The sequence below is a fragment of the Streptomyces sp. NPDC002926 genome (genome assembly GCF_053591755.1).
Genome location: NZ_JBSFUK010000002.1, coordinates 529,539 through 554,293 on the forward strand (window position 1 = coordinate 529,539; position 24,755 = coordinate 554,293).

22 protein-coding genes are annotated in these 24,755 nt (G+C 71.1%); 18 read left to right on the forward strand and 4 right to left on the reverse strand.

Annotated features, from left to right (window positions below; translation table 11 throughout):
* The first annotated feature begins 53 nt into the window (after positions 1-53).
* The 3 genes from fbaA (at position 54) to ACWDZ6_RS05755 (ending at position 3,969) form a co-directional block, all read left to right on the forward strand.
* Positions 54-1,085: a class II fructose-bisphosphate aldolase gene (fbaA, locus tag ACWDZ6_RS05745; protein ID WP_326651479.1), complete on the forward strand. Its 1,032-nt coding sequence runs from the start codon at positions 54-56 to the stop codon at positions 1,083-1,085.
* Between the two features lie 112 nt (positions 1,086-1,197).
* Positions 1,198-2,358, forward strand: a complete 1,161-nt coding sequence (locus tag ACWDZ6_RS05750) for a MalY/PatB family protein (RefSeq protein ID WP_451501813.1) — start codon at positions 1,198-1,200, stop codon at positions 2,356-2,358.
* Between the two features lie 135 nt (positions 2,359-2,493).
* Positions 2,494-3,969: a DHA2 family efflux MFS transporter permease subunit gene (locus ACWDZ6_RS05755; protein WP_451501814.1), complete on the forward strand. Its 1,476-nt coding sequence runs from the start codon at positions 2,494-2,496 to the stop codon at positions 3,967-3,969.
* Here the strand turns inward: ACWDZ6_RS05755 and ACWDZ6_RS05760 are convergent.
* A complete protein-coding gene (locus ACWDZ6_RS05760; RefSeq protein WP_451501815.1) occupies positions 3,941-4,759 on the reverse strand; it encodes a hypothetical protein in 819 nt (272 codons plus the stop codon). The genes ACWDZ6_RS05755 and ACWDZ6_RS05760 overlap by 29 nt on opposite strands.
* Before the next feature lie 78 nt (positions 4,760-4,837).
* Between ACWDZ6_RS05760 and ACWDZ6_RS05765 the strand changes: the two genes are divergently transcribed.
* The 12 genes from ACWDZ6_RS05765 to ACWDZ6_RS05820 all read left to right on the forward strand — a co-directional run bounded on the left by ACWDZ6_RS05765 (position 4,838) and on the right by ACWDZ6_RS05820 (position 17,095).
* Positions 4,838-5,251 carry a DUF3151 domain-containing protein gene (locus ACWDZ6_RS05765; protein ID WP_451501816.1) on the forward strand — a complete coding sequence of 138 codons (414 nt, stop codon included), beginning with the start codon at positions 4,838-4,840 and terminating at the stop codon, positions 5,249-5,251.
* A 119-nt stretch (positions 5,252-5,370) separates the two neighbouring features.
* A complete protein-coding gene (locus tag ACWDZ6_RS05770; RefSeq protein ID WP_451501817.1) occupies positions 5,371-6,264 on the forward strand; it encodes a DUF3152 domain-containing protein in 894 nt (297 codons plus the stop codon).
* A 100-nt stretch (positions 6,265-6,364) separates the two neighbouring features.
* The gene (locus ACWDZ6_RS05775) at positions 6,365-7,186 is read left to right on the forward strand and encodes a tryptophan 2,3-dioxygenase family protein (protein WP_326651487.1); all 822 of its coding nucleotides are present in this window, start codon (positions 6,365-6,367) and stop codon (positions 7,184-7,186) included.
* Entirely contained in the window at positions 7,179-8,381 is a 1,203-nt protein-coding gene (gene kynU / locus ACWDZ6_RS05780) for a kynureninase (RefSeq protein ID WP_451501818.1), read from the forward strand. The genes ACWDZ6_RS05775 and kynU overlap by 8 nt, the downstream gene beginning before the upstream one ends.
* A gap of 86 nt (positions 8,382-8,467) precedes the next feature.
* The gene (locus tag ACWDZ6_RS05785) at positions 8,468-9,334 is read left to right on the forward strand and encodes an alpha/beta hydrolase (RefSeq protein ID WP_451501819.1); all 867 of its coding nucleotides are present in this window, start codon (positions 8,468-8,470) and stop codon (positions 9,332-9,334) included.
* Between the two features lie 139 nt (positions 9,335-9,473).
* Positions 9,474-10,421, forward strand: a complete 948-nt coding sequence (locus ACWDZ6_RS05790; protein WP_451501820.1) for an alpha/beta hydrolase — start codon at positions 9,474-9,476, stop codon at positions 10,419-10,421.
* A complete protein-coding gene (locus ACWDZ6_RS05795) occupies positions 10,414-11,592 on the forward strand; it encodes an acyltransferase family protein (RefSeq protein ID WP_451501821.1) in 1,179 nt (392 codons plus the stop codon). Before ACWDZ6_RS05790 ends, ACWDZ6_RS05795 begins: the two co-directional genes overlap by 8 nt.
* 10 nt (positions 11,593-11,602) lie before the next feature.
* Positions 11,603-12,898: a sensor histidine kinase gene (locus ACWDZ6_RS05800; protein WP_451501822.1), complete on the forward strand. Its 1,296-nt coding sequence runs from the start codon at positions 11,603-11,605 to the stop codon at positions 12,896-12,898.
* Positions 12,895-13,563: a response regulator gene (locus ACWDZ6_RS05805; protein WP_451501823.1), complete on the forward strand. Its 669-nt coding sequence runs from the start codon at positions 12,895-12,897 to the stop codon at positions 13,561-13,563. Before ACWDZ6_RS05800 ends, ACWDZ6_RS05805 begins: the two co-directional genes overlap by 4 nt.
* 174 nt (positions 13,564-13,737) lie before the next feature.
* Complete coding sequence (locus tag ACWDZ6_RS05810) at positions 13,738-15,093, forward strand: sensor histidine kinase (protein WP_451501824.1); 1,356 nt, start codon at positions 13,738-13,740, stop codon at positions 15,091-15,093.
* Positions 15,090-15,749, forward strand: coding sequence for a response regulator transcription factor (locus ACWDZ6_RS05815; RefSeq protein ID WP_326651497.1), 660 nt, complete (start codon positions 15,090-15,092; stop codon positions 15,747-15,749). The genes ACWDZ6_RS05810 and ACWDZ6_RS05815 overlap by 4 nt, the downstream gene beginning before the upstream one ends.
* A 143-nt stretch (positions 15,750-15,892) precedes the next feature.
* Complete coding sequence (locus tag ACWDZ6_RS05820; RefSeq protein ID WP_451501825.1) at positions 15,893-17,095, forward strand: cytochrome P450; 1,203 nt, start codon at positions 15,893-15,895, stop codon at positions 17,093-17,095.
* Between the two features lie 135 nt (positions 17,096-17,230).
* On the opposite strand, the gene ACWDZ6_RS05825 is transcribed toward ACWDZ6_RS05820, so the two are convergent.
* Both ACWDZ6_RS05825 and ACWDZ6_RS05830 read right to left on the reverse strand, forming a co-directional pair.
* Positions 17,231-18,853 carry an ABC transporter permease gene (locus tag ACWDZ6_RS05825; RefSeq protein ID WP_451501826.1) on the reverse strand — a complete coding sequence of 541 codons (1,623 nt, stop codon included), beginning with the start codon at positions 18,851-18,853 and terminating at the stop codon, positions 17,231-17,233.
* Entirely contained in the window at positions 18,850-19,758 is a 909-nt protein-coding gene (locus tag ACWDZ6_RS05830; RefSeq protein WP_451501827.1) for an ABC transporter ATP-binding protein, read from the reverse strand. Before ACWDZ6_RS05830 ends, ACWDZ6_RS05825 begins: the two co-directional genes overlap by 4 nt.
* Before the next feature lie 100 nt (positions 19,759-19,858).
* On the opposite strand from ACWDZ6_RS05830, the gene ACWDZ6_RS05835 reads away from it, so the two are divergent.
* A complete protein-coding gene (locus tag ACWDZ6_RS05835; RefSeq protein WP_451501828.1) occupies positions 19,859-20,359 on the forward strand; it encodes a GbsR/MarR family transcriptional regulator in 501 nt (166 codons plus the stop codon).
* Between the two features lie 107 nt (positions 20,360-20,466).
* On the opposite strand, the gene ACWDZ6_RS05840 is transcribed toward ACWDZ6_RS05835, so the two are convergent.
* Positions 20,467-21,288: a diacylglycerol kinase family protein gene (locus ACWDZ6_RS05840; RefSeq protein WP_326651502.1), complete on the reverse strand. Its 822-nt coding sequence runs from the start codon at positions 21,286-21,288 to the stop codon at positions 20,467-20,469.
* 153 nt (positions 21,289-21,441) lie between these two features.
* Here ACWDZ6_RS05840 and ACWDZ6_RS05845 point away from each other — a divergent pair, with 153 nt between their 5' ends.
* Together ACWDZ6_RS05845 and ACWDZ6_RS05850 are read left to right on the forward strand one after the other, a co-directional pair.
* Positions 21,442-22,725: an adenylosuccinate synthase gene (locus tag ACWDZ6_RS05845; protein ID WP_366733695.1), complete on the forward strand. Its 1,284-nt coding sequence runs from the start codon at positions 21,442-21,444 to the stop codon at positions 22,723-22,725.
* Between the two features lie 208 nt (positions 22,726-22,933).
* Positions 22,934-24,727: a protein kinase domain-containing protein gene (locus ACWDZ6_RS05850; RefSeq protein WP_451501829.1), complete on the forward strand. Its 1,794-nt coding sequence runs from the start codon at positions 22,934-22,936 to the stop codon at positions 24,725-24,727.
* Positions 24,728-24,755: the final 28 nt, after the last annotated feature.

Below are 24,755 nucleotides of genomic sequence, written 5' to 3' on the forward strand. Positions count from 1 at the left end.
CCCCCAGGTCAGGGCCAAGCACCACATACCCGCACATCACAAGGAGCGGACATATGCCCATCGCGACTCCCGAGGTCTACAACGAGATGCTCGACCGGGCGAAGGCAGGCAAGTTCGCCTACCCGGCCATCAACGTGACCTCGTCCCAGACCCTGCACGCTGCACTGCGCGGCTTCGCGGAGGCCGAGAGCGACGGCATCGTCCAGATCTCCACCGGTGGGGCCGAGTTCCTGGGCGGCCAGTACAAGAAGGACATGGTCACCGGCGCGGTCGCGCTGGCCGAGTTCGCGCACATCGTCGCCGAGAAGTACGACATCAACGTCGCTCTGCACACCGACCACTGCCCGAAGGACAAGCTGGACGGCTATGTCCGTCCGCTGCTGGCGATCTCCGCCGAGCGCGTCAAGGCCGGCGGCAACCCGCTGTTCCAGTCCCACATGTGGGACGGCTCGGCCGAGACCCTCGCCGACAACCTGGCCATCGCCCAGGAACTGCTCGTACAGGCTGCCGCCGCCAAGATCATCCTCGAGGTCGAGATCACCCCGACCGGCGGTGAGGAGGACGGCGTCACCCACGAGATCAACGACGAGCTGTACACCACGGTCGAGGACGCGCTGCGCACCGCGGAGGCGCTCGGTCTGGCCGAGAAGGGCCGCTACCTGCTTGCCGCCTCGTTCGGCAACGTCCACGGCGTCTACAAGCCGGGCAACGTCGTCCTGCGCCCCGAGCTGCTGAAGGACCTGCAGCAGGGTGTCAGCGAGAAGTACGGCCTGAAGCCCGGAAGCCAGCCGTTCGACTTCGTCTTCCACGGCGGCTCCGGCTCGACGGCCGAGGAGATCGCCACCGCGCTGGAGAACGGCGTCGTGAAGATGAACCTCGACACCGACACCCAGTACGCCTTCACCCGCCCCGTCGCGGACCACATGTTCAAGAACTACGACGGTGTGCTGAAGGTCGACGGCGAGGTCGGCTCCAAGAAGACCTACGACCCGCGCACCTGGGGCAAGGCGGCCGAGGCCGGTATGGCCAAGCGTGTCGGCGAGGCCTGTGCCGCCCTGCGCTCCGCGGGCAGCAAGCTCAAGTAAACGGCTCGGGCGAGCGGCCACGGCCGACAGCCCGAAAAGCGCCATCCGTACGCCGGGCCCGGCACCCCTTCCCGGGGTGCCGGGCCTGCGGCATGTCCGGGGAGGACTCACCGTGAGCTATGACTTCGACACCCCCGTCGACCGGCACGGCACCTGGTCCGTGCAGTGGGACGGCGTCGCGGACCGGTTCGGCAGGGACGGGCTGTTGCCCTTCACCATCTCCGACATGGACTTCGCGTCCCCGCCCGAGGTGCTCGACGCGCTGAAGCGGCGTATCGAGCACGGGATCTTCGGCTACACCGACTGGCGTCACGAGGATTTCCTGTCCGCGATACGTGACTGGTTCGCCGGCCGCTACGGCACCGACATCGACACCGACCGGATCGTGTACGGGCCCTCCGTGCTCAACCAGCTCTCGCAACTGCTGCGGATGTGGACCGGACCGGGCGACGGCGTGGTCGTCCACACCCCGACCTACGACGGTTTCCTGAAGGCGATATCGGGCCTCGGGCGGGAGCTGCGCGGTGCGCCGCTCGGCGACCCGGTGGCCCTGGAGCGGCAGCTCGCGCGCCCGGACAGCAAGGTGCTGGTGCTCTGCTCGCCCCACAACCCGACCGGCACGGTGTGGACGGAGGCCGAGCTGAAGGAGTTCGCGCGGCTCGCGGAGGCGTACGACGTCGCGGTCATCAGCGACGAGATCCATGCCGACTTCGTACACACCGACTTTGTGCCCGAAGGGCGGCGGCATCTGCCGTGGACGCGGTTCGGGACGGGCCGCTGGGCGCTGATCACCTCAGCCACCAAGGCCTTCAACTTCCCGGCGCTCAGTGGTTCGTACGGGATCATCGGCGACCCGGACGACCATGCGGCGTTCCTGCGCCGGATGCAGACGGGTGAGGGGCTCGCCTCGCCCGCCGTACTGTCGCTGACCGCGCACATCGCCGCGTACCGGAACGGCGGGCCGTGGCTGGACCGGCTCAACGCCTATGTGGCGGGGAATCTCCGCCTCGTCGCCGAGCGGCTCGACTCCGCGTTTCCGGAACTTCGCTGGCAGCCGCCGCAGGCGGGCTATCTGGCCTGGATCGATCTGCGGCCGCTCGGGGTCGACGACGCGGCGCTGCAGCGGGAGCTGATCGAGCGCGAGAGGGTCGCGATCATGCCGGGCACGACGTACGGCTCCGACGGTTTCCTGCGGTTCAACGTCGGCTGTCCCCGTGCCAAGGCGGAGCAGGGCGTGGACGCTCTGATCCGTGCCCTCCACCGGCTGGCCTGAGGCGCCGGGCCCGGGGATGATCCGGGTATGGACAACAGGCCGGGGGAGTCAAGTCCGGGAGAGAAGAACTCGGGGCAGAAGGGCCCGGCGGGGATGGGCCCGGGGAAGCAGAGCCCGGAAGGGACGGGCCCGGGGATGAAGGCTCCGGGCCTGATCAGGCTGTCCACGGCCACCGGCCGCTGGGTGGTTCTGACGACGGTGCTGGGCTCCAGCATGGCCCTGCTGGACTCAACCGTCGTCAATGTCGCACTGCCTCGCATCGGGGAGGACCTCAACGCCGACATGGCGGTCCTCCAGTGGACGATCAACGCCTACATGCTCACGCTGGCCGGGCTGATCCTGCTCGGCGGTGCGCTCGGCGACCGCTTCGGGCGGCGGAAGATCTTCGTGTTCGGCGTGGTCTGGTTCGCGGCCGGCTCGCTGCTCTGCGGCCTCGCGCCCAATGACCTTGTGCTGGTGGGTGCCCGCGCTCTGCAGGGCGTCGGCGCGGCGCTGCTCACGCCGGGGTCGCTGTCCCTGATCCAGGCGAGCTTCCACCCGGACGACCGGGCCCGCGCGGTGGGGCTGTGGTCGGGGTTCGGTGGCGTCGGCGCGGCGGTCGGGCCGTTTCTCGGCGGCTGGCTGGTCGACGGGCCCGGCTGGCGCTGGGTGTTCCTGATCAATGTGCCGCTGGCCGCGCTGTGTGTGCCGGTCGCGCTGAAGCACGTACCGGAATCGCGCGACCCGCAGGCCCACGGCCGCTTCGATGTGCTGGGCGCGGTGATCGGAGCCGCGGCACTGGCGCTGGTGACGTACGCGCTCATCGCGCCGGCGGTGTGGGTGGGCCTCGCGGGCATTCTGGTCGGGGTGGCCTTCGTACTCGTCGAGCGGCGGCGGCCCGCTCCGATGCTGCCACTGTCGATCTTCGCGAACCGGCAGTTCACCGCGGTCAATATCGTCACGCTCTGCGTGTACGCAGCCTTCAGCGGGTTCTTCTTCCTCACCGCCCTGCAACTCCAGGTGGTGGCCGGCTATTCGGCACTCGGCGCCGGTCTGGCACTGCTGCCCACCACGGTGCTGATGCTGCTGCTTTCGGCGAAATCAGGGGAGCTGGCGGAGCGGATCGGCCCGCGCATCCCGCTCACCGTCGGCCCGCTGCTCTGCGCGACGGGCATGATGCTGATGCTGCGCGTCGGCGAGAACGCTTCGTTCGTACGTGATGTGCTGCCCGCGATGGTGGTGATGGGCATGGGCATGGTGACCCTGGTCGCGCCGCTGACCGCGACCGTCCTGGCCTCCGTCGAGACCGCGCGGGCGGGGCTCGCGAGCGGCATCAACAACGCGGCGGCCCGCGCGGCCGGTCTGCTCGCGGTGGCCGCGCTGCCGCTGCTGGCCGGGATGGGTCCGGAGGCGTACCGCTCGGCGGCGGAGTTCGGTGCGACGTTCCGGCGGGCGATGCCGATGTGTGCCGGGGTACTGGTCGTGGGCTCGCTGATCGCCTGGTGGACAGTACGGAAGCCGCTGGCCGAGGCGGCGCCTGCCCGCCCCGAGTGCAGGATGAACTGCGGGGTGTCGGCGCCGCCGCTGGAGGCGGCTGCCGTGGTCAGTACTGAGCCGGGTCGATCTGGTTGAGGATCACGATGAGCTCAGGGTCGGTCTGGTAGTGGAAGACCAGGGTCTGCTTCCTCCCGTACGCATTGATCCTGGTGAGGAACTCGCTCGCGCTGATCGCCCCGCGCTGCCCGGCGGCCACGAATGGCGTGGTGACGGTGATGTGCGCGTTCTCGTTCAGCGGGAACGGGCGTGCCGTCCCGCCGGAGGTGGTCCAGGTCGCCCTGTCCCTGCCGTGGCAGGTGAAATGCCCCTCGCGGATGACGAGCCTGCCGGTCCGACCCGTCCCGGACCCGCTGTGGACCTGGACGTACGGGCCGTGGTGGCCCCCACAGAGGTCGCCGTCGTACGGGAAACCGTCCGTGCCGCCCGCCGGGGCCTGCTGGGACGGGGGCGGGGGCGCGGTGGGCGGGCCGGGTTCGCCGCCCCCGCCGCCGCCGTTCCCGCTCGTACCGCCGCCGTCGCCCGAGCCTCCGCCGCCGGAACCGCCCGAGCCGCCCGTCGCGGGACCGCCCGTGCCCGCACCGGTGGTCGTGGTCGGGCCCGGTGCCGTTGAGCCCGCTGGAGCGCTTCCGGAGGGACTGGAGGACACCGAGGGCGAGGACGTGGCGGGCGCCGAGGACCGTGCGGACGTGGTGGACGGAGACAGCGAGGGTGGGGCCGACGGCGAGCGCCAGGCCTCGTCGCGTCCGTCTTTGCCGCCCGGTTCGCCGCACCCCGTCGCCAGGCCCAGGACGACGACCGCTCCCAGCGCCATGGCCTTGCGCCCGCCCGTGGCCTTGCGCCCGCCCGTGCCCCTGCCCCTGCCCATGACAACGATGTTCGCCGCCGTCGCACACCACCCGCACCGCTTCCACGGATTCCCCACCGACCTGTGACACTGGAGCCCATGTCCATCCATGAAAACCTCCTCGGGGGACCTGCCCCGACCCACCTGCCCGACGACCCCGGGCCGCGCGAGCTCCTCGCGACCGGGGCGGCTCCCGCCGATGTCGCAGCCAAGTACCCGACCTCGTCGCTGGCCTGGGCTCAGCTCGCCGACGACGCGTTCGAGAACGGCCGCGTCGTCGAGTCGTACGCCTACGCGCGCACCGGCTACCACCGCGGCCTCGACTCGCTGCGGCGCAGCGGCTGGAAGGGCCACGGCCCGGTGCCGTGGGAGCACGAGCCGAACCGCGGCTTCCTGCGCGCGCTGCACGCGCTCGCGCGCGCCGCGCGGTCGATCGGCGAGCAGGAGGAGTACGAGCGCTGCACGACGTTCCTGCGCGACTCCTCGCAGACCGCGGCCGACACACTGGGCTGATCAAAACGAACCGAAGGCCCGTATTCCCCATCTGTACAGGGGGTGCGGGCCTTCGGCCGCTCCGTTCGCGCACCCCGGAGATTCGCACACGCCGGCGATTCACAGTGGGGGGCGTTCTGGTGGGCAGCCGCAGTCGTAGCAGGAGTAGCAGTAGCAGTAGTACCGGCAGCGGCCGCCGAAAACCGGCGGCCCGCCGCCCCCTCGCCCGCTTACTCCTGCTCTGCGCGGCCCTCGTCGTCCTCTCCCTCGGCGGCGGCGCCGCCCTCGCGCACTGGCGCGGAACCGCGGAGCCCGTAGCCGGGGCGGACGACACCGTCCGCCCGCTCATACCGCCGTCCGAGCCCCCGGTAGCCGCCGAGCCCGAGCCGCGTGCCACCCCGTCGACGCCCTCGCGGAACCGCCCGCCGGCCGCCGAGCCTCCGACGCGGAAGGAAAAGCCGCCCGCCAGGGTCCCCGCCTCGGGCAAGGGCACCTTCACCACCGCGCGGGCCTCCGGCAGCGCGGCCGGCTCGGGCCCGCTGCGCCGCTACCGCGTACAGGTCGAGGACGGCGTCGACATCTCCGCGAAGGACGCCGCCGCCGAGATCCAGCGGATCCTCGCCCATCCGCGCGGCTGGGCAGCGCACGGCAAGGGCTCCTTCCAGCTGGTCGCATCGGATGCCGACTTCGTGATCCGGATCGCCACCCCGGCCACCGCGGACCGGCTCTGCCTCGCGCAGGGCTTCGACACCCACGGCGAGCTGAACTGCGAGACCGCCGAGGGTGTCGTGGTGAATCTGCGCCGCTGGATGCTGGGCTCCCCGACGTTCGCCGGGCCCGCCGCCGAGTACCGGCATCTGATCATCAACCACGAGATCGGGCACGAGATCGGCATCCGCAAGCACCTGGGCTGCGCGGGCCCCGGCAAGCCCGCGCCGGTGATGATGCAGCAGATCAAGGGGCTGGACGGCTGCCGCTCCAATGCCTGGCCGTACGACGAGAACGGGACGTACATCACAGGCCCGGCGCTCTGACCGGCGAAATGACCCCCGGCTTATGATGCCGGTGGGGACCGGGGCTCCCGAGCCAACAGGAAGGGGCGGACCGCTACCCGGACACGTCGAGGAGACAGCGATGTCACATGACGCGACCCCGAACCTGGATTTCGCGGGTACCACTCCGTACGAGGACTATGTCCAGGCGGACGTTCTCACCCACCTGCAGCACCCGCTCTCGGACGACCCGGGAGAGATGGTCTTCCTGGTCACCACCCAGGTGATGGAGCTGTGGTTCACCGTCATCGTCCACGAGTGGGAGACGGCGGCCGGCGCGCTGCGGGAGGACAATCTGCCCGTCGCTCTCGCCGCGCTGAAGCGCAGCACGTACGAGCTGGAGTCGCTCAACGCCTCCTGGGAGCCGCTCGCGCATCTCACCCCCGCTCAGTTCAACTCGTACCGCAGCGCTCTGGGCGAAGGCTCCGGCTTCCAGTCGGCGATGTACCGGAGGCTCGAGTTCCTCCTCGGCGAGAAGTCGGCGTCGATGCTGGTGCCGCACCGGGGCGCGCCGCGGGTGTACGCGGAGCTGGAGAAGGCGTTGCAGGAGCCGAGCCTGTACGACGAGGTGCTGCGCCTGCTCGCGCGGCGCGGGATGGCGGTTCCGTCCGCCGTCCTCGACCGGGACCTCTCGCAGAAGTACGAGCCGTCGGCGGAGATCGAGGAGGTCTGGGCCGCCGTGTACGGTGCCGCGGACCAGGACACCGAGCTGGTGCGGCTCGGCGAGGCGCTGACCGATGTCGGCGAGCTGGTGTGGCGCTGGCGCAACGACCATCTGGTGGCGACACGGCGGGCCATGGGCTCGAAGTCGGGCACGGGCGGTTCGGCGGGCGTGGCCTGGCTGGAGAAGCGCGCCCGCAAGAACGTCTTCCCCGAGCTGTGGACGGCGCGCAGCCATGTCTGAGTCACTGGCCGGGAAGGCCGCGGCGCTGGACGCCGCAGATGAACTGGCCGGTGTGCGCAAGCTGTTCGCGCTCGACGAGGCCGTGTATCTGGACGGCAACTCGCTGGGCGCGCTGCCGGCCCATGTCCCGGCGAGGGTCGCCGATGTGGTGACCCGGCAGTGGGGCGAGCTGCGGATCCGCTCGTGGGACGAGAGCGGCTGGTGGACGGCGCCGGAGCGGATCGGCGACCGGATCGCGCCGCTGGTGGGTGCGGGGCCGGGGCAGATCGTGGTCGGCGACTCCACGAGTGTCAACGTCTTCAAGGCGGTCGTGGGCGCGGTCCGGCTCGCCGAGCGCTCCGGGGACCTCTCGCGTACGGACATCGTGGTCGACGCGACGACGTTCCCGACGGACGGCTATATCGCCGAGTCGGCGGCCCGGATGACGGGCAAGCGGCTGGTCCCGGTCGCGCCTGCCGACCTCCCCGCGGCGCTCGGCCCGAACACGGCGGTGGCGCTGGTCAACCATGTCGACTACCGCACCGGCCGCCTCCACGACCTGCCGTCCCTGACGGCGGCGATCCACGAGGTGGGCGCGCTGGCGGTCTGGGACCTCTGCCACAGCGCGGGCGCGCTGCCGGTCGGTCTGGACGCGCACGGCGTGGACCTGGCGGTCGGCTGCACATACAAGTACCTGAACGGCGGCCCGGGTTCACCGGCGTATCTGTACGTCGCCGAACGCCACCAGGCAGCCTTCGACTCCCCGCTGCCCGGATGGAACTCGCACACGGACCCGTTCGCGATGACGCCCGCCTACGAGGCGGCACCGGGCGCGGTACGGGGCCGGGTCGGGACGCCCGACATCCTGTCCATGCTGGCGCTGGAGGCGGCGCTGGAGGTGTGGGACGGCGTCTCGGTCGACTCCGTACGGGCGAAGAGTCTGGCGCTGACGGACTTCTTCCTGGAGTGCGTCGAGGCGTACGTCCCGGCGGGTCGCGTCACCTCCCTGACCCCGCTGGAGCACGCGTCGCGCGGCAGCCAGATCGCGCTGCGGTGCGAGGAGGCGCCCGCGGTGATGGAGAAGCTGATCGCACGCGGCGTGGTCGGCGACCTGCGCCGCCCGGATGTGCTGCGGTTCGGGTTCACACCGCTGTACGTGGGCTTCGCGGACGCCGAACGAGCGGCGGCGGTACTGGCGGAAGTAGTCGCCGCCTGACGCCGTGACGATCTGATCAGCGGGGACTGGTACCGTCCCCGCTGGTCAGGTCAATTCCGCCACACTGCCGGAAGGTTGGAGCAGCGATGGACCCCGCCGCCCGTGACGCCGCCGAGAGCGACTCGCTGCTCTCGCATCCCGTCGTCGCACCGGATGCCTCCGTCGCGTACGGCGAGCACCCCGACCAGGTCGTCGACTTCTACGCGCCCCGTGGCGGGCTTGCGGGTGTGCCCCTCGTCGTGATGCTGCACGGCGGAGCCTGGCGGTCGGCCTACGACCGGCAGCACGTCACGCCCTTCGTGGACTTTCTGGCCAGGCGCGGGCTCGCCGTCGCCAATGTGGAGTACCGGCGGGGGAGCGAGCTCCCGCAGCAGCGTGGGAGCGAGGCCGTCGCCGGGCGGTGGCCGGAGACCTTCGACGATGTCGCCACCGCGATGGACGCGCTGCCCGGCCTGGTGAAGGACGTCCTGCCGCAGGCCGACGCCCGGCGCACCGTCGTCATCGGGCACTCCGCCGGCGGGCAGCTGGCGCTGTGGGCCGCCGCCCGGCACCTTCTGCCGGCCGGCTCGCCGTGGCGGCTCGCCGCGCCGCCCGCGCTGCGCGGCGTCGTCGCGCTCGCGCCGGTCGCGGACTTCACGCAGGCCGTCGCGCTCGATGTGTGCGGCGGGGCCGTGACACAATTCCTCGGCGGCGATGCGCAGTTCGACGCCCGCAGAGCGCACGCGGATCCGGCCGTACTCGTGCCCACCGGCATCGCCACCACCGTCGTACAGGGGCGTATCGACATCGTCGTGCCGTACGCCGTCCCGGAGGCGTATGTCGATGCCGCCGCGAAGGCCGGTGAGACCGTCGGGCTGACGCTCCTCGAGGACGTCGGACACTTCCCGCTGATCGACCCGGCTGCGGACGCGTGCGCCGTCGTCGCGGAGGAGATCGCCCAGCTGGCCTGGTAGCCGCGGGGCCCCGCTCATACCCGTAGTACTTCAGAGCTACGCCGCGGATGCACTCCCGAGCGGGACGCCGACCACGCGCCCTGATTCATAACTTCGGTACCGAGAGAGAGCACTCAGCTCTCGGAACCGAAGGAAAGCCATGGCGTCCCGCCTGCGTCGTACCTTGCTCGCCGCGCTTGTCACCGCCGCGGTGACCCTGCCGGTGTCGGCGGCGGCGCGGCCTGCCGCCGTCCCCGCGCCGGCACCGGCCACCATCGCGCCGCTCACCGCCGCCGGACTCCCGCTCCTCGGCGACAGGTTCGCGGCCGGTCGCGCCAACATCCGCGCGGCCGCGGAGACGGCCGCCGGCCATGGCGATCAGGGACGGGCCGCCCGGCTGCGCGTCATGGCGGACCCGGCGCGGCACTTCCTCTCGTTCGACGGCCGGGACGGGGGCCGCACCGCCGAGGTCTTCGGCGATCTGGCGCGGGCCGAGCGGATCGCCGTGCTGGTGCCGGGCTCCGACACCAACCTCGATACGTACGAACGCTTCCGGGCCGGCGCCGTCGCCCTTCACGACGAGCTCGGCGGCCGCGCCGCGGTCGTCGCCTGGCTCGGGTACGCGACGCCGGGAACCGTCAGCACCGAAGTCCTGACCGAAGGGAGGGCGGACGACGCCGCCGCACAACTGCAAGAATTCGTACGGGAGCTGAAGGGAGCCAAGCCCGGCTCTCGAGTCTCGCTGCTCTGCCATTCGTACGGCTCCGTCGTCTGCGGACGCGCCGCCCCGTCCCTCGACGTCGCCGACATCGTCCTCTACGGCAGCCCCGGCGCCGGCGCCGACGATGTGGCCGGACTCCACACCCCCGCCACCGTGTGGGCCGGACGCGGCTCCGACGACTGGATCGCCCATGTCCCGCACATCCGGCTCGACATCCTCGGCACCACCGTCGGCCTCGGCGCCGACCCCGTGTCTGAGCACTTCGGCGCACGTCCCTTCGCCGCCGGTGACGGCGGGCACAGCGACTACCTGAAGCCCGGCTCCGTATCTCTGCACAACCTCGCCCGGATCGTCCTCGGCCGCGCAACGGAGGTCACTCATGCCTGACTCACGGCTGCGTGACCTGGCACGCCGTATCGACGCGGCCACCCCGCCCGACCGCGACCGCGCCGTCGACGCCCTGCGCGCCCTCGCCATCCTCGGCGTGGTGCTCGGGCACTGGCTTGTCACCGCCCTCGTCATCGACGGCGGCGGGCTGCGCGGCGCCAGCCCGCTGCAGCATCTGCCCCGACTCGCCCCGATATCCTGGCTCTTCCAGACCCTCGCCGTGTTCTTCCTGGTCGGCGGGCAGATGGGTGCCTCGAGCCACGCCTTTGCCCGTGCCCACGGCACGACCTACGGGAAGTGGCTCGGCGCCCGGCTGTCCCGCCTCTTCCGGCCGGTCGCCGCCCTGCTGACGCTGTGGACCGTGGCGGCCGTGTGCATGCTTGCCTCCGGTACCGGCCTGGACACCGTGACCACCCTTCTCGACCTCGTCCTCTCACCTCTCTGGTTCCTGCTCGTGTTCGCCGCGCTGACCGCCGCGACGCCGCTCGTCGCCCGGCTGCATCCGCTGTGGCCGCTCGCCGTCGTCCTCCACATCGACCTGTTCCGCTTCGGCCTCGGCGGGCCTGCCTGGCTGGGCTGGACGAATGTGGCCGCGGGCTGGCTGGTTCCGTACTGCCTGGGCGCGGCGTGGGCACGCGGTGAGTTCCGCTCCCGTACCAGCGGCTGGGTGCTGCTCACCGTCGGCCTCGCCGCCACCGCCGGGCTGGTCCTGTTCGCCGGCTACCCCGCGGCCATGGTCGGCGTGCCGGGTGCCCCCGTCTCCAACCTCAATCCGCCGACCCTCGCCGCCGTCGCCTTCGGCCTCGCCCAGTGCGGGGCGGCCCTGTTGCTGCTCGGCCCGCTGCGCCGGGTGCTTCAAAGGCCCATGGCCTGGGCGGCCGTGGCGCTGGTCAACCTCTCCGCGATGACGGTCTTCCTCTGGCACCAGACCGCGCTCATGGCGGTCACCGCGACCGGCCTGCTCGCGGGAACGGCGCTGCCCGGACTGCACACGGTGCCCGACGGCTTCGGCTGGGTGCTCGCCCGGATCGCCTGGCTGCCGGTCTTCGCGGTGGCGCTGCTGGTGTGCTGGGGAGCGTTCCGTACGTACGAACAGCGGCGGCCCCGGAACGGCAGCCGGGTCGTACGGACCCACGAGCCCGCCCGGGAGCGGGAGATGGACCGTGCTTAGGGTTGACGCCGTGGACAACGACGACAAGGCGCGCCTGGCCCCGGCGGCCAAGACGGCCCTGCGGTCGTTTCCGCGCACCCTCCGTGAGGACCTGTGCACCCTCGCCGCCGACCCGCTGCCGCGCATCGCCAAGGTGCGCTGGCTGGCCTGGTTGCCGCACGTCATTGTGGTGTGGCTGTCGATTCCCCTCTTCCTGGCCAACAGCGATGAGCTGGAAAGCCGCTCCGGCCTCGGCGCGCAGTACGGGTTGCTGCTCGCGGCGTTCCAGTCGGGCGCGCTCATCCTCGCGATGTTCCGTCCGGTGCCCGCCTGGTGGCTGTCCCTGGTCCCCACTCTCGTCGTCGCGGCCGGCGAGCCAAGGCCGGACGATCCGTGGCCGTGGCCCGTGACCGGGATCCTCGCGCACGCCGGCGTACTGCTCCTGCTGTCACTGCGCGTACGCCCCCGGGTTGCGGTCGAGGCGCTGCTGTTCAGCTGTCTGTCGGGCCTGGTCCTCGAGGGGATCGGAGACCGCCCCCACGACACGACGGCTCCGGTGGCGGCGCTCGTTTTCACCGTCGTCGTGGTCGTGGGGGGATCGCTGCGCGGCCGCCGCGAGGCCCGCACCAGGCTGGTTGAGCAGGAGGTGCTGACCGCCGAGGAACGCGCCAGGCGCACGCTGCTCGAGGAGCGGAGCCGTATCGCACGCGAGCTGCACGACGTGGTGGCCCACCATATGTCGGTGATCTCCATCCAGGCGCAGGTCGCGCCGCACCTGGTCGAGGATCCGTCCGAGGAGCTGAAGGAGAACCTTGCGGGCATCCGCGAGAACGCCGTCGACGCGCTGACCGAACTGCGCCGGGTGCTCGGCGTACTGCGGTCCGAGAACCCCGGGCCGAACGACGAGTCCCAGACCCCGCAGCCCACGCTGGCGCGGCTCGGCGCTCTCGTCGACAACGTCCGCAGCGCGGGCCTGACCGTCACCACCGAGGTCGACAACGGTCCGCGCCCGCTGTCGCCCGGCATCGAACTGTCGGCCTTCCGCATAGTCCAGGAAGCACTCAGCAATGCGATGCGGCATGCGCCGGGCTCGATGGTGCGGGTGCGGATCGCGTACGGCCCGGCCGGGATGACGGTCCGGGTCACCAACACCGCGCCGGCCGGACCGGTCCCGGCATCCCCGGGCGCCGGCCACGGTCTGCTCGGCATGCGCGAGCGCGCCGTGATGCTGGGCGGCGAGGTGACGACCGGCCCTACGGCCGACGGTGGGTACGAAGTGACCGCCACGCTCCCGTTGAACGGGACCCCTATGAAGGACAACGCATGACGATCCGCGTGATGATCGCCGACGACCAGGCGATGGTCCGGCAGGGCTTTACGGTGCTGCTCAACGCCGAGCCCGGCATCGAGGTGGTCGGCCAGGCTGTGGACGGCCTCGACGCGGTCGCCAAGGTCGCCGAACTCGACCCCGATGTCGTGCTGATGGACATACGCATGCCCGAACTCGGCGGCATCGAAGCCACCCGCCGGATCACTCAGGCCCCGGACGCCACCGTCAAGGTCCTTGTGCTGACCACCTTCGACCTCGACGAGTACGTCTACGAGGCGCTGCGCGCGGGTGCGTCCGGCTTTCTGCTGAAGGACGCCTCGGCCGCTCAACTGGCCGAAGCCGTACGGGTGGTGGCCGCGGGCGACGCGCTGCTCTCACCGAACATCACCAAGCGGCTGATCCTGGAGTTCTCCCGGACGCTGGGCGCACCGCGGGCCCCGCTCAAGGAGCGCGTCGGTGATCTCACGGAGCGCGAGACCGAGGTGCTCACGCTGATCGCCCAGGGCCTGTCGAACGCGGAGATCGCCGTGCGGCTGGTGGTGGCGGAGCAGACGACGAAGACGCATGTGAGCCGGATCCTGGTGAAGCTGGGGCTGCGGGACCGTACGCAGGCGGCGGTCTTCGCGTACGAGACGGGTCTCATACGCCCCACCGGATACTGAGGTCTTGAGGGCGGCCCGGTTGAGCATCTGCCGCACCGCCGTCGACACCGTGGGGAAGGCGGGGCCGGTGCGGAGCTCCGCCGAGCGGGCGGCCGATCACGCGGACACCTTCCGTGCCTCGTCACACGCGGTGAGCAGGTAGTACTCAGGACGGACGCGACAGAATCCGTAGCGATGCTGACGACCGCGTCCGTCCTTCCGCTTACCGTTCTGTACGTGACCGAGAAGACCCGCAGTCCCGAGTACCGCCTGGCCCTGGGCGCGCTGAGCGGCCTCCGCCAGGACCTGTTCCATGACGCCCTCGCCTACCGCCCGCTGTACCCGATGCGGACGGACGGGCCGCTCACCCGCCGTCTCCCCGGCCGGATACGCGACGGCGTCGCCTGGATACCGCACGCCGCCGTGGTCGGCCTGGCGATGTTCGTGCTGTTGCTGGGGTACTTCACCGGGAGCGAGGGCGCCGGGACGAGCAATGCGCTGACCGGTTTCATACCGGCCGCCGCAGTGCTGATGACGCTGGTCAGGCCGGTCGGCGCCTGGTGGCTCTCGCTGCTCAGCACCCCCGTGGTCGCCGTCCTCGCCGGCTACTGGGACGGCTGGCCGTGGACGCCCAGCGGCTTCCTCTCGCATCTGACGGTGATGACGGTGGTCGCGATGCGGACCCGCCCGCGTGCCGCCGGCTGGATGTGGGCGCTGACGGCCGCATACGGCTTCTTCGCCGAAGTCGGTCTCAGCGGTCGGTACGGCGGCTCCGACACTCCCCAGATGCTCTTCGTCGCCGCCCTCGCGCTGCTGGTGGTGACCGTGCTGCACGTCCGCCGCGAGGCGAGGCAGGAGGTCGCGGCGCAGCAGACCGTGACAGCCGTCGAGCGCGACAAGCGCACGCTGCTGGAGGAGCGCACCACCATCGCCCGCGAACTGCACGATGTCGTCGCCCACCACATGTCGGTGGTCGCGATCCAGGCGGAGGCCGCGCCGTACCGCGTGGAGAATCCGCCGCCCGAGCTGGAGAAGGCCTTCGCCACCATCCGTGAGAACGCGGTCGCCGCGCTGACCGAACTGCGCCGGGTCCTCGGTGTCGTACGGGCGGAGGACTACCAGGCCCCCGACGCGCCGCAGCCGGTGCTCGCCGATATCGAGAACCTCCTCTCCAATGTCCGCGAGGCGGGTCTGGACGTGGAGAAGACGGTCACGGGCGCGGTCCGCGCTCTGCCGCAGGGCGTCGAGCTGTCGGCGTACCGGATCGTCCAGGAGGCGCTCAGCAACGCGCTGCGCCACGCGCCGGGTTCGACGGCGAAGGTCGAGATCTCCTACGTCCTCGGCGGCCTCGGTCTGCGGATCGCCAACACCGCCGCGCGGAGTCTGGTCAAGCCCTCGCCGGGCGCCGGCCACGGCATCACGGGCATGCGGGAACGTGTGACGATGCTCAACGGCGAGATGACCGCGGAGTCCACGGAGGAGGGCGGCTACGAGGTGATCGCCTTCATTCCCGTCGCCGCGACCGAGACCGCCTCCGAGGAGACCTCATGACGATCCGCGTCCTTATCGTCGACGACCAGATGATGGTCCGCGAGGGCTTCTCGGTCCTGCTGAACGCGATGCCCGACATCGAGGTGATCGGCGAGGCGGTAAACGGCCGCGAGGCGGTCACCAAGGTCGCCGAGCTCGCGCCCGATGTCGTGCTGATGGACATCCGTATGCCGGAGCTGAACGGTATCGAGGCGACCCGCGAGATCGTCGCGGCGCACAGCGAGTCCAAGGTCCTGGTGCTGACGACCTTCGACCTCGACGAGTACGTGTACCAGGCGCTGCGCGCGGGTGCGTCCGGCTTTCTGCTGAAGGACGCCTCGGCCCGCCAACTGGCCGACGGGGTCAGGGTGGTGGCGGCGGGCGAGGCGCTGCTGGCCCCGACGGTGACGCGACGCCTGATCACGGAGTTCTCGAAGCTCTCGCAGAACCCGCGGCCGCCGGCGCTGGCGCAGGTCGGCGATCTGACGGAGCGGGAGACGGAGGTGCTGGTGCTGATCGCGCAGGGTCTGTCGAACGCGGAGATCGCCTCGCATCTGGTGGTGGCGGAGTCCACGATCAAGACGCATGTGAGCCGGGTGCTGGTGAAGCTGGGGCTGCGGGACCGCACGCAGGCGGCGGTGTTCGCGTACGAGGCGCGACTGGTGACCCCGAGCTGATCAAGCCCCTCCGGCGTTTGAGGGGCGGGGCTTGGGGGAGCCCCAACAAGGGCCTCGTGGGGGTCCCCCGGACTGGGGGAAGATTGAGGCGCGGAGTCCGGGGTGGAGCCCCGGGCACGGGAGGTGACCGGTAGCGTCGGTCCATGGCCGCCTTCGACCCCTGGTCACCCGCATTCGTCGCCGACCCCTACCCGGCCTACGCCGAGCTCCGCTCCCGCGGCCGGGTGCACTACTACGAGCCCACCCGCCAGTGGCTCGTCCCGCACCATGCCGACGTCTCCGCGCTGCTGCGCGACCGGCGGCTCGGGCGGACCTTTTCGCACCGTTTCACGCACGAGGAGTTCGGCCGTACGCCACCTCCGGCCGCGCACGAGCCGTTCCATACGCTCAACGACAGCGGGATGCTCGATCTCGAGGCGCCCGACCACACCCGGATCCGGCGGCTGGTCTCCAAGGCCTTCACACCGCGCACCGTCGAGTCGCTCGTGCCCACCGTGCGCAGACTCGCGGCCGGGCTCGTCGCGGGGATCAAGGACGCCGGCGGAGGCGATCTGCTCGCCGAGGTCGCCGAGCCGCTGCCCGTCGCCGTCATCGCGGAGATGCTCGGTATCCCGGCCGGCGACCGCGCACTGCTGCGGCCCTGGTCGGCCGATATCTGCGGGATGTACGAGCTGAATCCGTCCGACGAGGCCGCCGGCCGCGCCGTCACGGCCTCGCTCGAATTCAGCGCGTATCTACGGAAGTTGATCACCGAGCGGCGCAGCTCGCCCGGCAGCGACCTGATCTCCGCGCTCATCGCCGCGTACGAGGAGGGCGACCGGCTCAGTGAGCAGGAGATGATCTCGACCTGTGTGCTGCTGCTGAACGCGGGTCACGAGGCGACGGTCAACACCACCACCAACGGCTGGTGGACGCTCTTCCGCCACCCCGGGCAGCTCGCCGCTCTCCACGCCGACCACACACTCCTGTCCACAGCTGTGGAGGAGCTGATGCGGTACGACACCCCGCTCCAGATGTTCGAGCGCTGGGTGCTCGACGATATCGAGATCGACGGAACGGTCATCCCGCGCGGCTCCGAACTCGCCCTGCTCTTCGGCTCCGCCAACCGCGACCCGGAGCGGTTCGCCCACCCGGACACTCTTGACCTCGCCCGCGCCGACAACCCTCATGTCAGCTTCGGCGGCGGCATCCACTACTGCCTCGGCGCGCCGCTCGCCCGTATCGAACTGGCCGCGTCCTTCGGGGAGTTGCTCCGCCAGGCACCGACGATGCGGCTCGCGGCCGAGCCGGAGTGGAAGCCGGGCTATGTCATCCGCGGCGTCAAGGAACTCCTCGTCGAGATGTGATGCCCGCCCGGCCGGCCAACACCCGGCGCCCGAACGGCAAACGGTCCCGGACAACACCCGGCGCCCCAACAGCAAACGGCGCCCGGACTCCGTCACAGTCCGGGCGCCGTGCGTTCCCCGCCGGGGTGGGCGGTGTCAGGCCTGCAGGTCCCTCCTGCGCAGGCCTCCGAGTCCCGCCGCCACCAGTGCCGCCGCCGCGACGGTCAGCAGCAGCACCGGTGTCCAGTTCATCTCGGCGCCCGGCAGCTTCGGCAGGTGGCTGAACGGCGACAGGTTCATCACCGCCCCGGGCAGGTCCAGCGCCGGGCCGATCCAGCCCAGTGCCAGGCAGATCCCGACCACCGCCCAGGAAGCCACGGCCGCCTTCGGGAGGAGCCCGTACAGCGCCACCGCGAGCCCGCCCAGCAGCCAGACCGCCGGCAGTTCGACCAGGACCGCGCCCATGATCGGGCCGAACTCCCCGCCGTGGCCGATCGTCAGCCCCAGACCGGCCATGACCATGATCACGACCGCGCCGCCGAAGGCGATGACCAGGTGGCCCGCCGCCCAGGCGAGCCGTCCGACCGCGTTCGCCAGGACCGGCTCGGCGCGCTGTGACGTCTCCTCGCCGTGCAGCCGCAGCACGGACGCGACCGTGTACAGCGCGGCGATCACGCCGAACATGCCGATCATCGCCGCAAGGAAGGCCTCGGTCATACCGGCCTGCCCGCCCATCCGCTCGAAGATCTCCCGCGCACCCTCGTTGTCGCCTACCAGGTCCGCCGCGCCCTCGGCCATCCCGCCGAAGACGATCCCGGCGAGGAAGAAGCCGACGACCCAGCCGAGAACGCTGCCTCGCTGGAGCCGCCGTGCGAGCCCGGCCGCGGTGGCGATCCTGCCTTCCGCGGGCCCGGGGCGGGTCGGCAGGAAGCTCATGCCGAGATCGCGCCGTCCGGCCAGCACATAGGCGACGGCACCCTGGGCGACGACCGCGGCCGCGAGGAGCGGCAGGACCCACCGGCGCTCGTTCGCGTACGGCCGTACGTTCTCCGCCCAGCCGAGCGGCGAGAGCCACGTCAGTACGGAGGAGCCGTCGTCTCCGGAGGCGTCGCCCGCCGCCCGCAGGACGAACGCGACGCCGAGCACGGCGGCCGTGAGGCCCTTGGCGAGCCGGGCGCTCTCGGTGAGCTGCGCCATGATCGCCGCCATACCCGCGAAGAGCATGCCGATCGCGCCGATGGTGAGCCCGACCGCGAGCGCGCCGGAACCGGAGCCGGTCGGTCCCGCGAGCCCGGCGGTGATGATCAGCGTCAGCGCCGCATTGGCGACGAACGCCGTCAGCAGTGCCGAGGTCAGCGGAGCCCGCCGGCCCACCATCGCGGAGGACAGCAGTTCCTGACGGCCGGTCTCCTCCTCTTCCCTGGTGTGCCGGACGACGATGATCAGACTCATCACGGCTGCCAGTACGGCCACGAAGCCGCCGAAGCGCCAGGCGACAAGGCCGCCGAGGGAGTCGCTGAACACCGGACCGTACATCGTGCGCAACGAGCCGTTGGTGGACAGGGACTCGGCCAGGTCGGCGCGCTTCGCGGCGGTGTCGTACAGGCTCTCCAGCGAGCCGGAGCCGCTGGTGACGACGGCCCCGAGCGCCAGGACCCAGACCGGCATCATCAGCCGGTCGCGGCGCAGGGCGAGTCTCAACAGCGCGCCTGTACCCGCGAGTTGACGCATTCCGCCGGTGCGCGGGGCGAACCCGGTGGCCTGGGCCACGGCGGTCATCGCGACACCGCCTCTTCGGGTGCGTAATGACGGAGGAAGAGCTCTTCGAGCGTGGGCGGTGTGCTGATCAGCGAGCGGATCCCGGACTCGGTGAGCGAGCGCAGCACCGCGTCCAGCTTGTCGGTGTCGACCTGGAGCTTGACGCGTCTGCCCTGTACGTCGAGGTCGTGCACGCCGGGCAGCCGGGCGAGGCCGTTCGGCGCCCCGGCGAGCTCCGCCGTGACGCTCGTACGCGTCAGATGCCGAAGCTCCGCGAGCGAACCGGTCTCGACGTTCCGGCCCTTGCGGATGATGCTGACCCGGTCGCAGAGGGTCTCGACCTCGCTGAGGAGGTGCGAGGAGAGCAGGATGGTCCGGCCGCGGTCCCGTTCGTCCTCGACGCAGCTCTGGAAGACCTCTTCCATCAGCGGGTCGAGTCCGGAGGTCGGCTCGTCGAGGATCAGCAGATCCACGTCGGACGCGAAGGCGGCGACCAGGGCGACCTTCTGGCGGTTGCCCTTGGAGTATGTACGCCCCTTCTTGGTGGGGTCGAGTTCGAAGCGCTCGACGAGGTCCGCGCGTCGCGCCTTGTCGAGGCCGCCGCGCAGCCGGCCGTGGAGGTCGATGACCTCGCCGCCGGAGAGGTTCCGCCACAGGGTCACGTCCCCGGGTACGTAGGCGACGCGGCGGTGCAGCTCGACCGCGTCGTTCCACGGATCCCCGCCGAGCAGCCGGGCCGCGCCGGAGTCGGGGCGCAGCAGTCCGAGGAGGACCCGGATGGTGGTGGACTTCCCGGCGCCGTTGGGGCCGAGGAAGCCGTGGACCTCACCGGTCTCGACGTCGAGGTCGAGACCGTCCAGTGCCTGCGTCCGCCCGAACGCCTTGTGCAGTCCCGCTACTTCAATGGCGAGGTTTGCCTTGGTCATGTTTCAGAACGTACGGTACTTTCACGAACTTGTGAAGTTAAGGAAGCGTATAAAGTCGACGATCACGGTGGACGAGGGAACCAGGGGAGACGATGAGGCCATGAACGGCGAAAACGGCGCGACGGGACGGGCCGGTGACGAGGCCGTCTCCCGTTTTGTGGAGCGCTTCGCGGCGGAGCTGACCGAAGCGGGTATGCAGCGGATGGCCTCGCGGGTCTTCGCGGCGCTGCTGTCGTCGGAGAAGGGCAGCATGACCTCCGCGGAGCTGGCGGAACAGCTCCGGATCAGCCCGGCCGCGGTCTCGGGCGCCATCAGGTACCTCAACCAGGTCAACATGGTCAGCCGCGAACGCGACCCGGGCTCGCGCCGTGACCGCTATGTCCTGCACAACGAGCTCTGGTACGAGACCTTCACCCGCCGCGACCAGCTGCTGACCCGCTGGGAGAAGGCCCTGCGCGACGGCGCGGAGACGCTGGGCCCGGAGACGGCGGCGGGCAGGCGGGTGACGGAGACGGCGGAGTTCTTCGAGTTCCTGCAGGGCGAGATGTCGGGCCTGATGGAACGCTGGCGCGCGTACCGCGAGACGCGGGGTACGGCCTGAGAGCTGTCCCTCGCAGTGCCGGGAGGGCCTGGGATCAAGCCTGTCCCGGCACTTGAGGACGCACCGGCGGGCCGGGCAGGCCCTCATCGGCCCGCCCCGTCACCGCACTACCCTCCCGAAGCCACCGCCGTCGACGGCAGCGTCAACCCCCACGCCCCCGGCCGCAGCGTCCATGTCCGCGTCCGGACCGGGCCCGTGATCAGCGCGTCCGCCCGGTAGCGGAAGTCCGCCCCGGACACGGTCACCGTCAGAGCCCGCGCCGTGACCGGCTCCGTGTCCGTGCCGTGCCGGACGACCACCTCCGCCCGGCCGCCGCCCGCGCGCACCGTCACGTCCTCCACCAGCCGGTCGAGATCCGTCAGCAGCACTCCGTCCGCCTCCACCCGCAGCCGGTGCGTACGGACCACCGGCACCGGCGGCGCCGGGTGGACCAGGGTGCGGACCAGCGAGCGGCAGGTGTGCCACACCGAAGCGCCGTTCGCCGAGGCGCCCGACGCCGCCCGCGCCGCCGGGATCGACAGGTCCCCCAGCACCACGCCGTCGCTCTCGTCCACCAGCAGATCAAGACGCCGTACGGTCCCGTCCAGCACCGCCCGCGCCGCCGCCACCGGGCCCCGCGGCACGCCCAGCGCGTGCGCGAGTTCCACGGAAGTGCCCACCGGGATCAGCGCCAGCGCCCCGTCGCCCAGCCAGCGGTCCCGGTGCAGCAGGGCCACCGCCCGCAGCAGGGCACGGTCGTCACCGATCACCACAGGCCGCCGCGAGCCCCTGCGGGCCAGCGCCCGCGCGAATTCCTCCGGACCCTCGGGAAGGCAGATCTTCGCCTCCGCGCCGCCACACAGCACATCTTTCGCGATCCGCACGGACTCGCCGTCACTTCGGCGGGCGACCGGGTCGATGACCACCAGTAGCTGGTCGTGAGCCGACACCTCGGTCCTTCCTCGGGTAGCATCTTTGTGCAAGAGCCCCTTGCGCTATTGCGCCAGGGGCTTCGTCTATTCCGGGGCAACCGGTCCGAAGACTCAGGCACGGCTCAGGCCCCCTGACCTTGGTCTTGCCCCGCCCGGAAGGGGTGTACGCCTGTGCCCGCACTTGTGCTGCTCGGTGCTCAGTGGGGTGACGAGGGCAAGGGAAAGGCCACCGACCTGCTCGGTGGATCAGTGGATTATGTAGTGCGCTATCAGGGCGGCAACAATGCCGGCCACACGGTTGTCGTGGGCGACCAGAAGTATGCGCTCCATCTGCTCCCTTCCGGAATCCTCTCGCCGGGATGTACTCCGGTCATCGGCAACGGCGTCGTTGTCGACCCGGCCGTCCTGCTCTCCGAGCTGAGCGGGCTGAACGACCGCGGCATCGACACGAGCAAGCTGCTGATCAGCGGAAACGCCCACCTGATCACTCCGTACAACGTCATTGTCGACAAGGTGACGGAACGGTTCCTCGGGAAGCGGAAGATCGGCACGACCGGCCGCGGAATCGGCCCGACGTACGCGGACAAGATCAACCGCGTCGGCATCCGCGTCCAGGACCTCTACGACGAGTCGATCCTGGAGCAGAAGGTCGAGGCGGCGCTGGAGTCCAAGAACCAGCTCCTCGCCAAGGTCTACAACCGCCGCGCGATCGAGGCCGACAAGATCGTCGAGGAGCTGCTCCAGTACGCGGAGCAGCTCAAGCCGTACGTCGCGGACACGACGCTGATCCTGAACAACGCCATCGACGAGGGCAAGGTCGTCCTCTTCGAGGGCGGCCAGGGCACGCTCCTCGACGTCGACCACGGCACGTACCCCTTCGTCACTTCCTCCAACCCGACCGCGGGCGGCGCCTGCACGGGCGCCGGCGTGGGCCCGACGAAGATCAGCAGGGTCATCGGCATCCTCAAGGCGTACACGACCCGCGTCGGCGCGGGCCCGTTCCCGACGGAGCTCCTCGACGAGGACGGCGAGGCGCTGCGCCGCATCGGCGGCGAGCGTGGCGTGACCACCGGCCGCGACCGTCGCTGCGGCTGGTTCGACGCGGTCATCGCGCGGTACGCGACCCGGGTCAACGGCCTGACCGACTTCTTCCTCACCAAGCTGGACGTGCTGACCGGCTGGGAGCAGATCCCGGTGTGTGTGGCGTACGAGATCGACGGCAAGCGCGTCGAGGAGCTCCCGTACTCCCAGACCGACTTCCACCACGCGAAGCCGGTTTACGAGATGCTGCCGGGCTGGTCCGAGGACATCACCAAGGCGAAGACCTTCGCCGACCTGCCGAAGAACGCGCAGGCCTATGTGAAGGCGCTGGAGGAGATGTCGGGCGCGCCGATCTCGGCGATCGGTGTCGGCCCCGGCCGGACCGAGACGATCGAGATCAACTCGTTCCTCTAGTACGGCTCGTGGACAGGGGTGCCCCGCATGGTGCGGGGCACCCCTGTCGCTTCGGCGTTGCGCCAGGTCAGCTCGGTGATGAACGGCCCGGCGCCTTCGGCAGGTTCCCCGGTGCGGCCCACGCACTCCGGCGTCGGGCGCGTCGGCCGGGTAACGATGGAGGCACCTGCGCAAGGTCGTGTCACCGGCACCTCATAGGCTCCCGCCCATGAGCGACGGGGAATCCGGCAGACGGGTCATCGACGGGCGCTTCGAGCTGGAGGCGCGGCTCGGTGGCGGCGGTATGGGCATGGTGTGGCGAGCGCGCGATCTGGCGCTGGACCGGGCCGTGGCCCTCAAGGAGGTGCGGCCGCCCGATCCCGGGCTCGCCGAGCACGACCCCGAGGCCGCGGCGATTCTGCGGGAGAGGGTGCTGCGGGAGGCGCGGGCACTCGCCCGGGTCAACCATCCCCATGTGGTGACCATCCACCACGTGGTGGACGGCGCCGAGCACGCCTACCCGTGGCTCGTCATGGAGCTGGTGACCGGCGGATCGCTCCAGGACCGGCTGGACAAGGGGCCGATGACGCCGGTCGAGGCGGCCAGGATGGGGCGCGACGTGCTGGCCGCACTGCGGGCCGCGCACGACGTCGGCATCCAGCACCGTGACGTGAAGCCCGCCAATGTCCTGATGCGGCCCGACGGGCGTCCCGTCCTCACCGACTTCGGCATCGCGGCGATCCGTGAGTCGACCTCGCTGACCATGACCGGCTCGATCATCGGCACGCCCGACTTCATGGCGCCCGAGCGTATCTCCGGCGACGACGGCGGCCCGGGCTCGGACATGTGGTCCCTGGCGATGATGCTGTACGTCGCCGTCGAGGGGATCCATCCGCTGCGCAGGGGGTCGACGCTGGCGACCTTGGCCGCCGTGCTCAAAGAGGAGCTTCCGCCTCCGCGCCGGGCGGGTGCGCTGGCAGGAGTACTGGCCGCCGTTCTCGTCAAGGACCCGGCCGCGCGGCCCGACCCGGAGACCTTCGACCGGATGCTCGCGGAGGTGGCTCAGGGTGAGGCAAGCCCTCCGGGCGGGACCGGCGGGACCACGTCGTACCGGTTGACGCCCCCGCCGGGACCGGCGACCCCGCCGCCCGCATCGCCCGGATTCGGGCCGCCGATGGGCTTCGGACCCGCGACCCCGCATGGTGCCGCGACCCCGCATGGCGCCGCGGCCCCGCATGGTGCCGCGACTCCGCATGGACCGGCGACTCCGCATGGTGGTGTGCCGGGCCCCATGGGGCCGCCGACCCCCTACCCGGCGGGCCCTACACGTCGGACGCAGCCCCGGACGGGCGCCCGTGCCAAGCGCCGGACCGCGCTCGCGCTCGCGGCCGTCGTCGGGCCCGTGCTGACCGGGGTCCTGGTGTGGTCCCTGCTGCCGGACGCCGACGAGCTGTTCGGCAGCGACACGGGGTCGCAGTCCTCCGCCGGCTCCGCTGCCGACAGTTCACGGACGCCGACTCCCACTCCCACCCCCACTCCCACGTCCAAGCCGTCGAGGGCCGCGGTCAGGACAGACCTGCTGACACCGGCCGGCATTCGCGCGGCCATCAAGGAACTGAAGGCGGAGACGGGCACCGACCAGGTGGGCCGCTTCGTCGTGTACCCGGAGTACATCTCCGTCGAAGCGATGGTCAAGGGCAGCAGGACCAAGTACGACAGCTACACCTACCGGGTCGGCGAGGGCGTCACGCAGGACTCGATGAAGGGCACGCTGTCGGGAGGCGATCTCCCGGTCAGCATGGACGCATTCGACTGGGACGTCCTCCCCGCCCTGATGCGCAAGGCGGAGAAGGAACTGAACGTGAAGAACCCGACCACGCGCTACCTCGTGATCCGGCAGCCCAACGACCTGTTCGACACCCCGGCCGGTATTGGCGTCTACCTGGGCGACGACTACGACAGCGGCTACCTGGACGCCGACCCCAAGGGCAAGGTGACCCGGGTCATGCCGGCCGGAAGCTGACGCGCGGGCCGGCGGGGCCGACCGGGGC